The sequence below is a fragment of the Pseudomonas sp. 14A genome, from assembly GCF_018132745.1.
GTDB classification, from domain to species: domain Bacteria; phylum Pseudomonadota; class Gammaproteobacteria; order Pseudomonadales; family Pseudomonadaceae; genus Aquipseudomonas; species Aquipseudomonas mercuritolerans.
Genome location: NZ_JAGRQJ010000009.1, coordinates 42,983 through 55,166, shown reverse-complemented (window position 1 = coordinate 55,166; position 12,184 = coordinate 42,983). Strand labels below are relative to the sequence as shown.

At 61.4% G+C, this 12,184-nt stretch carries 8 protein-coding genes; 4 read left to right on the top strand and 4 right to left on the bottom strand.

Going from position 1 to position 12,184, the window contains the following annotated elements; all coding sequences use genetic code 11:
• Nucleotides 1–245 precede the first annotated feature (245 nt).
• The gene (locus PS14A_RS08350; RefSeq protein ID WP_212615730.1) at nt 246–1,436 is read left to right on the top strand and encodes a benzoate/H(+) symporter BenE family transporter; all 1,191 of its coding nucleotides are present in this window, start codon (nt 246–248) and stop codon (nt 1,434–1,436) included.
• A 249-nt stretch (nt 1,437–1,685) separates the two neighbouring features.
• Here PS14A_RS08350 and PS14A_RS08345 read toward each other — a convergent pair whose 3' ends face one another.
• Nucleotides 1,686–2,030: a YggL family protein gene (locus PS14A_RS08345; RefSeq protein WP_016773843.1), complete on the bottom strand. Its 345-nt coding sequence runs from the start codon at nt 2,028–2,030 to the stop codon at nt 1,686–1,688.
• Between the two features lie 234 nt (nt 2,031–2,264).
• On the opposite strand from PS14A_RS08345, the gene dacB reads away from it, so the two are divergent.
• Nucleotides 2,265–3,725, top strand: coding sequence for a D-alanyl-D-alanine carboxypeptidase/D-alanyl-D-alanine-endopeptidase (dacB, locus tag PS14A_RS08340; protein WP_024012313.1), 1,461 nt, complete (start codon nt 2,265–2,267; stop codon nt 3,723–3,725).
• 159 nt (nt 3,726–3,884) lie between these two features.
• Here dacB and PS14A_RS08335 read toward each other — a convergent pair whose 3' ends face one another.
• Entirely contained in the window at nt 3,885–6,269 is a 2,385-nt protein-coding gene (locus PS14A_RS08335; protein ID WP_212615729.1) for a diguanylate cyclase, read from the bottom strand.
• Between the two features lie 145 nt (nt 6,270–6,414).
• The gene (gene rlmKL, locus PS14A_RS08330; RefSeq protein WP_212615728.1) at nt 6,415–8,685 is read right to left on the bottom strand and encodes a bifunctional 23S rRNA (guanine(2069)-N(7))-methyltransferase RlmK/23S rRNA (guanine(2445)-N(2))-methyltransferase RlmL; all 2,271 of its coding nucleotides are present in this window, start codon (nt 8,683–8,685) and stop codon (nt 6,415–6,417) included.
• A 530-nt stretch (nt 8,686–9,215) separates the two neighbouring features.
• On the opposite strand from rlmKL, the gene PS14A_RS08325 reads away from it, so the two are divergent.
• Entirely contained in the window at nt 9,216–9,431 is a 216-nt protein-coding gene (locus PS14A_RS08325; RefSeq protein ID WP_003223300.1) for a ribosome modulation factor, read from the top strand.
• Between the two features lie 298 nt (nt 9,432–9,729).
• On the opposite strand, the gene PS14A_RS08320 is transcribed toward PS14A_RS08325, so the two are convergent.
• Complete coding sequence (locus PS14A_RS08320; protein ID WP_212615727.1) at nt 9,730–10,749, bottom strand: quinone-dependent dihydroorotate dehydrogenase; 1,020 nt, start codon at nt 10,747–10,749, stop codon at nt 9,730–9,732.
• A gap of 217 nt (nt 10,750–10,966) precedes the next feature.
• Here PS14A_RS08320 and PS14A_RS08315 point away from each other — a divergent pair, with 217 nt between their 5' ends.
• Entirely contained in the window at nt 10,967–12,178 is a 1,212-nt protein-coding gene (locus tag PS14A_RS08315; protein WP_212615726.1) for a CmpA/NrtA family ABC transporter substrate-binding protein, read from the top strand.
• Nucleotides 12,179–12,184: the final 6 nt, after the last annotated feature.

The following is a 12,184-nucleotide window of genomic DNA, read 5'->3' as shown; positions in this document are numbered from 1 at the left end:
CAACACGACTGTACGGCTGTTTGCGCCTGCGGCTGTATTGCAACGCTGGGTTACGTTTGAGTTTAGGCTTGATCGCAGAATCCGCTGAATGACTGTGATCCCCTGTGGGAGCGAGCCTGCTCGCGAAAGCCATTTCACATTCAATATGAATGTTGACTGACACTCCGCTTTCGCGAGCAGGCTCGCTCCCACATGGGTTCTTTGTTGTGGCGGACATCTCCATTGGTATAAGGAACACCGCCGTCATGACCGACGCCATCCAAGCTCGCTTGCGCCCTCTGGCCGACACATCGCCTTCCGCCATCGTCGCCGGTTTCATCGCGATGATGACCGGTTACACCAGTTCGCTGGTGCTGATGTTCCAGGCCGGGCAAGCGGCCGGCCTGAGCAGCGGGCAGATTTCCTCGTGGATCTGGGCGATTTCGATCGGCATGGCTGTGTGTTCGATCGGCCTGTCGCTGCGCTATCGCACACCGATCACCATCGCCTGGTCGACCCCCGGCGCGGCGTTGCTGATCACCAGCCTGGGCGGCGTCAGTTACGGCGAGGCGATCGGCGCCTACATCACGTGCGCGGTACTGGTAACGATCTGCGGCCTGACCGGCAGCTTCGAACGGCTGGTGAAAAAGATTCCGGCCTCTTTGGCGGCAGCTCTGCTGGCAGGGATTCTGTTCAAGATCGGCAGCGAAATCTTCGTCGCCGCGCAACACCGTACCGGTCTGGTGCTGGGGATGTTCTTCACCTATCTGCTGGTCAAGCGCCTGTCGCCACGCTATGCCGTGCTCGCGGCGCTGCTAATCGGCACCGCGCTGTCGGGCTTCATGGGGCTGCTTGATTTCAGCGGCTTTCATCTGGAAGTGGCCACCCCGGTGTGGACCACGCCGCACTTCTCCCTGGCCGCAACCATCAGCATCGGCATTCCGCTGTTCGTGGTGGCGATGACCTCGCAGAACATGCCCGGCATCGCCGTGCTGCGCGCCGATGGCTATAACGCCCCGGCCTCGCCACTGATCACCACCACCGGCATCGCCTCGCTGCTACTGGCGCCGTTCGGCTCCCACGGCATCAACCTCGCGGCCATCAGCGCGGCGATCTGCACCGGCCCGCATGCCCACGAAGATCGCAACAAGCGCTACACCGCAGCGGTGTGGTGCGGGGTGTTCTACGGCATTGCCGGGGTGTTCGGCGCGACGTTGGCGGCATTGTTTGCGGCGTTGCCCAAGGAACTGGTGCTGTCGATTGCCGCGCTGGCGCTGTTCGGCTCGATCATCAATGGCTTGAGCATCGCCATGAACGAGGTGAAGGAACGGGAAGCGGCGTTGATCACCTTCATGGTCACGGCATCGGGGTTGACGCTGTTTTCCATTGGTTCGGCGTTTTGGGGGATTGTTGCGGGGGTGCTGACCTTGCTGATCCTCAATTGGCGCAAAGCTTAAGGCAAAAGATCAAAAGCCCCTCACCCTAGCCCTCTCCCAAAGGGAGAGGGGACTGACCGAGGTGTCTGGAAGACATACGCCGACGTGGGATATCGAGTCGAACTCAGGTTTTGAAAAGCCCGCAAGTCGGCTCCCTCTCCTCGGGGAGAGGGCTGGGGTGAGGGGCGAGTCCACCACCAAACCCAAGCCGTACCACCCAAACCCCAGACGAAAAAAAACGGCGACCCGAAGGTCGCCGTTTTTTCAGTATCACTTGGCCGCGTTGATCGGCTTTTCCGGATACCACACGTCCAGCAGCGGGCTGACTTCGTACTTGGTCAGCTCGGAGCGGTTTTTCAGCCAGGCTTCAACGGCAGCGCGCTGCTCTTCGTTGACCGAGCCACGCTTCTGCAGGCACACCAGACCGAAGTCGTCGCCGCCAACATAACCCAGACCGTTGGCTTCCATGGCTTCTTTGATGAATGCTTCGAGGAAAGCGTCAATGGCTTCTTCGGACAAGTCTTCTTTGAAGTCCAGGTTCAATTCGAAACCCAGCTCTTGAAATTCATCAACGCACAGTTTTTTGCGCAGACGCTGGGAACGGTTAGTCGCCATTGGAACAATCCTCTTAAGTAATAACGGCCGGCACTTTACCAGTTTAAGCCGGCGATTGCCCGACTCTCTGGTCGCTGCGGCCGACCGCCTGTAAAAAAATAAGCAATTGGCCGGGCCTGACACGGCACAAGCTGTTACAGCTTGGGGCATAATGCCGACACTTTCATGACCACTGAGGGCCTTTTCATCCATGTCCTCGTCTTTTTTCCCCTCTTTTGCAGGGTTTTATTGCATATGATCAAATCGTTGCGTCCACTGTTTCTCGCCGGCCTTCTTCTGCCTCTGGCCCTGCCTGTCTCCGCTGCCACCATCAACACTTCCCTCACCCCGAACGTCGAAAAAGCCCTCAAGGCCAGCAAGTTGCAGCCCACTGCGCTGTCGCTGGTGATGGTGCCGCTCGACGGTCCGGGCACGCCGACGGTGTTCAACGCCGACGTCTCGGTCAACCCGGCCTCGACAATGAAACTGGTCACCACCTACGCGGCGCTGGAAATGCTCGGCCCCAACCATCAGTGGAAAACCGAGTTCTACACCGACGGCGACCTGAGCGGCGGCATTCTCAACGGCAACCTCTACCTCAAGGGTGGCGGTGACCCGAAGCTGAACATGGAAAAACTCTGGCTGCTGATGCGCGACCTGCGCGCCAATGGCGTGACCCAGATTACCGGCGACCTGATCCTCGACCGCAACTTCTTCGTGCAGCCGCAATTGCCGGAATTCAACGATGACGGCAACGACGACAACAAGCCGTTCCTGGTCAAACCCGACTCATTGCTGGTCAACCTCAAGGCCCTGCGCTTTGTTGCGCGCAATGACGGTGGCCGCGTACTGATTTCGGTTGAGCCGCCGATTGCCAGCATCCGTATCGAAAACACTGTCAAGGCGCTGCCGTCCAAGCAATGCACCGGCGGCGTGCGCTACAACCCGGTGCCGCAGGCCGATGGCAGCGTGACCGTAACCGTCGGCGGCCAGTTGGGCGAAGGCTGCAGTTCGCAGACCTACCTGTCGCTGCTCGACCACGCCACCTACACCGCCGGCGCCGTCCGCGCGATCTGGAAGGAGCTGGGTGGCAGCATTCAGGGCAAGGATCGTCTGGCGCCAACGCCGAGCGGCGCCAAACTGCTTGCCCGCGCGTACTCGCCGGATCTGGCCGAGATCATCCGCGACATCAACAAATACAGTAACAACACCATGGCCCAGCAGCTGTTCCTCAGCCTTGGTCAGCGTTTCCGCAACGATGCCGACGGTGATGACGCCCGGGCTGCGCAGCGCGTGGTGCGGCAGTGGCTGGCGAAGAAAGGCATCACCGCGCCGCATCTGGTGATGGAGAACGGCTCCGGTCTGTCGCGGGCCGAGCGGGTCAGCGCGCGTGAGATGGCCAACATGCTGCAAGCCGCCTGGCACAGCCCGTACGCCGCCGAGTACATCAGCTCGCTGCCGATTGCCGGCACCGACGGCACCATGCGCAAACGCCTGAAAACCACGGCGATGCGCGGTGAGGCGCACGTCAAGACCGGCACCCTGAACACCGTGCGCGCGATCGCTGGCTTCAGCCGTGATGTGAATGGCAATACCTGGGCGGTGGTAGCGATCCTCAACGACAAGGCCCCGTTCGGCGCCTCGTCGGTGCTCGATCAGGTGCTGCTGGATCTGTACAAACAGCCGAAACTGCCGCAGACCGCTTCGGTGCTGTAAGCGCGGCAGATTCATTTGTGGGAGCGAGCCTGCTCGCGAAGGCGTCAGTTCAGGCAGCATGTTCAGTGACTGTCAAACCGCTTTCGCGAGCAGGCTCGCTCCCACAGAAAATCAGCGCCAGGTCCCCTCTGCCCCACAGGATCAGGTGTCAGGTTGGAATCAGCTCATCTCCCGCTCAACCCGATCCCGGCCATTCTGCTTCGCTGCGTAAACCCCTGAGTCAGCGCGCAGCAACAGCGCATCTGCGCCCTCCCCCGGGCGCCAGCTGGCGATGCCGAAACTGGCGGTGACCAAGCCGACCACGTCCACCGGCGCGCTGCGCAAACCTTCCCACAACTCCATCGCCAGCATGTAGGCGTATTCACCGTCGATATCCGGGCACAGCACCATGAACTCTTCACCGCCCAAACGGCAGAACACGTCGGTGCGGCGCAGGCGATGGCCGATCCGCTCGCAGACTGCCTGCAGCACGCGGTCGCCGACGGCGTGGCCGAACTGATCGTTGATGCGCTTGAAGTGGTCGATGTCGAGCATGATCACCGACAACTCGCCGCCGCCACGCTCGACCCGGGCCATTTCGGTGGTCAGGCGCTCCTGGAAATAGCGGCGGTTGTGAATGCCGGTCAGCGAGTCGGTGATCGACAACGCGCGCAATTCTTCTTCCACGCGCTTGAGATCGGAGATATCCGATATATAACCGTGCCACAGCACCCCGCCGCCCGGCAGCTCTTCCGGTGTCGCCTCGCCGCGCACCCAGCGCAGACCGCGCTCGGGCAGTTGCACGCGGTACTCCTCGCGCCAAGGGCTGAGGTTTTCCGCCGATTCGCGGATCGAGCTGCGCACGCGAATCGCATCCTGCGGGTGGATACGACTGAAGATCGCCTCGGAGTCGAGCAGCAGCACATCCGGTTCCAGCTCGTAGATTTCGCGGATGCCATCGCTGGCGTAGATCACGCTGAAGCGTCCGTCGAATTCCATCTTGAATTGGTAGATGCCACCGGGAACATGGGCGCTGAGCTTCTTCAGCAATGTGTCGCGTGCTGCCAGCACCTCGTGCACTCGCTTGCGTTCGGTGATGTCGATGCAGATCGCCAGATGACCGACCCACAGGCCTTGCTCGTCAAGCACCGGGGTGGCGAGCATGTTCACCGGCAGGTGGCTGCCATCGCTGCGCACCAGCGTCCACTCGCGTGCTTCATGGCCACCGACTTCGCCGCCCTCGACCAGCATCGCGTGGCAAGTCGGAATACTTTTGCCGTAACGCGCGCTCAGCTCCGCCGAACGCGCTGCCAGCTCGCGGGGCAAATGCAGGTTTTCCAGGGTCATCCGCCCAACGACTTCGGCACTGCTGTAGCCGAGCATTTGCTCGGCACCGGGATTGAAAGTGTTGATCACGCCGCGCAGGTCGGTGGCAATGATCGCGACCTGAGTGGCGGCATTCAGCACGCCGCGCAGTTGACCGTGGGTGCCGCGCAGTTCCTGCTCGCGTTCATGCAACTCCTGGGTGCGCACCTCGACCAGGCGCACTGCGCGCTGACGCTGGCTGACCAGCACGTAAAGCAAGGCGCTGAGCAATGCGCTGAGCAAGCCGCCCAGAATGATCACGCTGCCCACCGAAGAATGGTTGGCCTGCATGAACGCGTAGCTTGGCAGGATATCGACCTGATAGTCATGATCGGCCATGCGCAGCAAGCGCGTCGCCGCCAGATCGCCGGGCACCGCTTCGTTGGTCGATTCGAACAACGCCTCGTGCTGCCCTTGGGTCGACAGGTCGAGAATGCGCACCGACAGGTAATCGTGCAGGGCATCGGGCAGCCCGTCGGCGAGCAACTGGCGCATGCTGATCACCGCCATCACATAGCCGAACGGCTGTGACCCGCCCGGGCGAGTGACCGGCGCCAGCAGCAACACCCCACGCGCGTATGACGGCTCGATCCCGACCAGATGCATCGGTTGCGACACTGCCATGCTGCCGAGCTGGTCGGCGCGTTGCAGGGTTTCGCGGCGCAAAGGTTGGGCGAGTAAATCGTAGCCCAGCGGTGGCGCCAGTCGGCTTTGGGTTTGCGTGTAGAGCACCGGCACGTATTCATCGCGCGGCGCCGCCAGTTGCAATTCGCCTTTGGCGTCCAGTTCGCGAATGGTGAAATCGCGCAGGCCTTCGTCACGCACGCGCTGTTCGAACGCGGCCCGATCGGCGCCAGCGACTCTCGGGGCATAGGTGTAGGCCTGGGTACGCAGCAATAAAGGTCGGGAGTACCCGTCGAATTCGGCGCGGGACACCGATTCGGAATTGGTAAAGAACCGGCGCAGGCCATCGAGACGTTGCTCTTGATCCTGAAAACGTTCGGCGATGCGGCTGTAGCGTTCGTTGGCCAGCAGTTGGAAACGCTGACGCGATTGTTGCTGAAACTGATTGAAAGTGCCCCATGCGAGCAGCCCGGTGAGAATCCCGCCGGCAAGCAACACCAGCAAAGCGACCAGCCAGGCTGAAACGTCTTCGCTGATGAAACCGAGGATTTTCGGGCGCACGGGGTGCAACGGCATAAGCACGACTCACTCCGCCAGATTCCCGGGAAAAACCCCATTGGCGGTGTGTGAGTTATAGCTATTAGCCACTAATTTAGCTAGCACCGCTGGATCCACCGAGCCGTTAAAAATCAACGCTCTGTGGATCCAACCAGTGAAAGCGTCAACGAGCCGTGATTTTCCAGGCGCGGTGGATCTTGGTATTGCGGGCGAAATCCGGATCAATGGTCTGCGCGCTGATTTCCTCGACCGCATAACGCTCGGCGAGGTTTTCCTCCAACTGGAACTTGCGGAAGTTGTTGGAGAAATACAGCACGCCACCCGGTGCCAGACGTGCCATGGCCAAGTCGATCAACTGCACCTGATCGCGCTGCACGTCGAAGATGCCTTCCATGCGCTTGGAGTTGGAGAACGTCGGCGGGTCGATGAAGATCAGGTCGTACTCGTCGCGGCTGCTTTCCAGCCACGCCATCACATCGCCCTGCTCCAGACGGTTCTTGTCCGAGAAGCCGTTCAGCGACAGGTTGCGCCGCGCCCAGTCCAGATAGGTTTTCGACAGGTCGACGCTGGTGGTGCTGCGCGCGCCGCCCTTGGCCGCGTGCACGCTGGCGGTCGCGGTGTAGCAGAACAGATTGAGGAAGCGCTTGCCGGCCGCCTCTTTCTGAATGCGCATGCGCATCGGCCGGTGATCGAGGAACAGGCCGGTGTCGAGGTAGTCGGTGAGGTTGACCAGCAACTTCACCCCGCCCTCATTGACCTCGACGAACTTGCCCTGCGCCGCCTGACGCTCGTACTGCTTGGTGCCGCTCTGCCGCTCGCGGCGCTTGACCACCACGCGGTTCTTGTCGACGTTCAACGCCTGCGGAATGGCCGCCAGCGCATCGAACATGCGCGCGGAGGCTTTTTCCGGGTCGATGGATTTCGGCGCGGCGTATTCCTGAACGTGCACCCAGTCCTGGTACAGGTCGATGGCCATCGCGTATTCCGGCATGTCGGCATCGTAAACGCGGTAGCAATCAATGCCTTCGCGCTTGACCCACTTGCCCATCGCCTTGAGATTTTTCTGCAAGCGATTGGCAAACATCTGCCCGCCTTCGCTCAGGCGCGGCTGCTCGATCACTGGCGCCGGGGCTGGCGTCGGCTTAATCGGGTTGCCGTTCTTGTTGAACTTGCGCTCTTGCGGCTCGTCCGGGGTCTGGTCGTAAGCCGCTTGCTCGCGCTCGGCCTGACGCTGTTCCGGAGTGCGACGTTCGCCAGTGACGAACTGATCGGGCAGAACCTTGATCAGCAGCAGTTTGCACGGCAGCGCGCCGTTCCAGAACGAATACTGCTTATGGCTGCGAATGCCCATGCGCTTGCCCAGATCCGGGGCGCCGGTGAAAACCGCCGCTTCCCAGTTCAGGCAGGCCTGACGCAGACGCTCGCCGAGGTTCTGGTAGAGATACAGCAGGCTGGCTTCGTCACCGAGACGCTCGCCGTACGGCGGGTTGCAGATCACCAGGCCTTTCTGGTTCTGGTCCGGGCGCGGCTCGAAGGTCGCCACTTCGCCCTGATAGATCTTGATCCACTCGCTGAGGCCGGCGCGCTCAACGTTATTGCGGCCTGGCTGAATCAATCGTGGGTCGGCTTCGTAACCACGAATCCACAGCGGCGGTTTGGCCAGACCGGCGGCGGCACGCTCGACGGCTTCTTCATGGAGTTTTTTCCACAGTGCCGGCACGTGACCGAGCCACGCGGTAAAGCCCCACTGCTCGCGACGCAGGTTCGGCGCCATGTCGGCGGCGATCATCCCGGCTTCGACGAGGAACGTACCGACACCGCACATCGGGTCAGCCAGCGCGCCGCCTTCGGCAGCAATACGCGGCCAGCCGGAACGAATGAGGATGGCGGCGGCGAGGTTTTCCTTCAGCGGCGCCGCGCCCTGCTGCAAGCGATAGCCACGCTGGTGCAGGCTGTGGCCGGAGAGGTCGAGGGACAGAATCGCTTCGCCGCGATCCAGACGCAGGTGAATGCGCAGGTCCGGGTTGAGTTTGTCGATGGATGGACGATCACCCTGCGGCGTGCGCAGTTTGTCGACGATGGCGTCTTTGACTTTCAGCGCGCCGAAGTGGGTGTTGTCGATGCCCGAGCCGTGGCCGCTGAATTCAACGGCCAGGGTGCCGTCGCTGAGCATGTGATCCTGCCAGTCGATGTCGAGCACGCCGTGGTAGAGGTCTTCGGCGTCCTTCATCGGGAAACGCTTGAGCACCAGCAACACACGGTTGGCCAGACGCGACCAGAGGCACAGGCGATAGGCGGTTTCCATGGTCGCCATGCCACGCACGGCGGAGGTGTGCTCGCGCGCTTCTTCAAGGCCAAGCCCGACGGCTTCCTCGATGAGCAGGCCTTCAAGGCCTTTGGGGCAAGTGAGGAAGAGTTCGAAACGATCGGACATGGTAATTCCAGAGCCTTTGGCTAGTGGGCCGGCAACGCATTGCCGACCCGGTTTTCAATCAGGCGCTTTTCTGAAAGAGCGCCCGCGTGGCACGAAGGTGTGCCGTTCCATCCCCGCTGCTCGGGTTAAAAGAGCTTAGATGCCGGGACAGATAAAAAAGTTGGTGCAACAAAAAGACTGAAAGCGACCCTTCGTCGAATATTACCCAAGCGCAAACGTGGGTCATTCTCACTAAAGGATTAACCCCCTGAGCCAGCGGGGCGCCGATCATACCGGGGTTTGCGCATTGAACGTTGAATAAATACGCGGTTACTTATCGCCATAGCATCCTTTACGTTACGTGCTTATGACAAAACGATCATTCCCTCGGTGTGACTCATTGGTTAGAACTGAGCACAGGTTGACGTCGCAACGGCGTCAACACCTTGGCTCGCCACGCCGGCAGCGAGCCGCACGATGGCAGGTTTTTTCTGCCAGACCTCAATTGAGGTCAACGCGACACTACAGTCAACAAGTGAGGGAAACACCCTATGAGAAGACTTAAGCGTGATCCGTTGGAAAGAGCATTTTTGCGCGGATATCAATATGGCGTTGGTGGCAAATCCCGTGAGCTTTGCCCATTTACTCTACCGTCGGTACGTCAAGCCTGGATCAACGGCTGGCGAGAAGGACGCGGCGACAACTGGGACGGTATGACCGGCACTGCGGGAATCCACAGACTCAACGAACTTCACGCCGTCGGCTGACACAGGGCATTTATTCCGACACGACAATCTGAATCTGCACTGAATTAACCACGCACGTCCTTCCCGGACGGCGGGCTACGGCCCAGGGGCTCCTTCGAGGAGCCCTTTTTATTGCCTGCAAAAAGGGTTAATCGGGATCCACGTGGCGAGGGGATTTATCCCCGCTCGGCTGCGCAGCAGTCGCGAAGTCGGAATTTCAATTTAACTGGCATATCAATGTGCAAGGTTTGGGGCTGCTGGGCAGCCCAGCGGGGATAAATCCCCTCGCCACAAAGGCCCCCCAACGCCTCGGCAATCCTCAGCGCAACGCGGCGATCGCATCCACCGATTCACGAATCAGCGCCGGGCCTTTGTAGATGAAGCCCGAATAGATCTGCACCAGGCTTGCACCGGCCGTGATCTTCTCCGCCGCGTGCTTGCCTTCGGTAATCCCGCCCGCGGCAATGATCGGCAAACGCCCGGCCAATTCGCCCGCCAGCACCTTCACAGTGTGGGTGCTCTTCTCACGCACCGGCGCACCCGACAGACCGCCCGCCTCGTCGCCATGCTCCATGCCTTCGACACCGACACGGCTCAAAGTCGTATTGGTGGCGATGACCGCGTCCATGCCGGTTTCGATCAATGCCTGGGCAACCTGCGCAGTCTCTTCGTCGGTCATGTCCGGCGCGATCTTGATCGCCAGCGGCACATGCTTGCCGTGACGCAGGGCCAGTTCGGCGCGACGGGTGGCCAGATCAGCGAGCAATTGCTTGAGCGAGTCACCGAACTGCAGGCTGCGCAGGCCCGGGGTGTTTGGCGAGCTGACGTTGACGGTGACGTAGCTGGCGTGGGCGTAAACCTTGTCCAGGCAGATCAGGTAATCGTCGACCGCACGCTCGACGGGAGTGTCGAAGTTCTTGCCGATATTGATGCCCAGCACGCCCCGGTATTTCGCCGCGGCGACCCGCGCCAGCAGGTTGTCCACGCCGAGGTTGTTGAAGCCCATGCGATTGATGATCGCCTCGGCTTCCGGCAGGCGGAAGATCCGTGGTTTCGGGTTACCCGGCTGCGGACGCGGGGTCACGGTACCGATTTCGACAAAGCCGAAACCCAGTTGCGCAAAGCCGTCGATGGCCGCGCCGTTCTTGTCCAGACCTGCCGCCAGCCCCACCGGGTTCGGGAACTCCAGCCCCATGACGGTCACCGGCATTTTCGCCGGCGCCTTGCACAGCAAGCCGTTGAGGCCCAAACGTCCACCCGCGCCGATCAGATCCAGCGACAGATCGTGGGAGGTTTCCGGGGAAAGTTTGAACAACAGCTGACGGGCCAGGGTGTACATGGGCGGCAATGACTCGGGCGGCGAAAAGAGGCGGCGATTATAGCCGGGCATCGTCCCCCGGCGCGAGGCGCCTGCGCGAATCAGGCGACTGGCATATGCCTTGCACCACCCCGCTCATCAGTCTGCCGCCAATGATGGCGCGCAGGCCAGGACAATGGCGTCGTCCCCGGGTTTTGCCTGCGCAGAATCCGGGACGACGTTTTTTTTGAGGTAGCGTATGAACGAAACGTCCTTGGGGCCTCTGGCCTGGGTCAATGGCAGCGATGCGCCGGAAAAGAGCGCGATCGATCTAGGCTTCATGGCGCTGAGCGACTGCGCATCGGTGGTGGTCGCCGCCACTCAGGGCTTCGCCCAGCCCTACGGCCTGACCCTGAACCTCAAGCGTCAGGCGTCATGGGCCAACTTGCGCGACAAACTGGTCAGCGGCGAACTGGATGCCGCGCACAGTCTGTACGGGCTGATTTATGCGGTGCACCTGGGCATCGGCGGCGTCGCCCCGACCGACATGGCGGTGCTGATGGGCCTGAACCAGAATGGCCAGAGCCTGAACCTGTCCCATGGTTTGCAACAGGCTGGCGTGAACAGTCCTGAAGCGCTCGATCGGCATGTGCACCAAAGCCGCGCAAAACTGACCTTCGCCCAGACCTTCCCCACCGGCACCCATGCGATGTGGCTTTATTACTGGCTGGCGAGCCAGGGCATTCATCCGTTGCAGGACGTCGACAGCGTGGTGGTGCCGCCGCCGCAAATGGTTGCGCACCTGCAAGCCGGGCGCATCGACGGCTTTTGCGTCGGCGAACCGTGGGCGGCCAGCGCCGTGCAGCAGGATCTCGGTTTCACCTTGGCGACCAGCCAGAGCATCTGGCCCGACCACCCGGAAAAAATCCTCGGCTGCACCCGGGAATTCGTCGAGCAATATCCCAACACCACGCGGGCGCTGGTCATGGCCATTCTTGAGGCCAGCCGCTTCATCGAAGAAAGCCCGGAAAACCGCCGCAGCACCGCGCAATTGCTCAGCGCTGCGGAGTACCTCGACACTCCCGCCGCGTGCATCGAGCCGCGTTTTATGGGTGACTACGCCGATGGCCTCGGCAATCGCTGGCAGGACCCGCATGCGCTGCGTTTTCATGGCGATGGCGAGGTCAATCTGCCCTACCTTTCCGACGGCATGTGGTTCATGACCCAGTTCCGTCGCTGGGGTCTGTTGCGCGAGGATCCGGATTATCTGGCCGTTGCCCGCCAGGTTCAGCGCCTGGATCTGTATCGCGAGGCAGCGAGCGCTGTTGGCGTCGCGTCTTCCTGCGCAGACCTGCGCAGCAGCCAGTTGCTCGATGGCAAGGTCTGGGACGGCAGCGATCCGGCGGGCTATGCGCGCAGTTTCAAGCTGCATGCCCTGAGCGACGCCGCCCCGCTTCTCGCCCAGCGCTGACAGGAG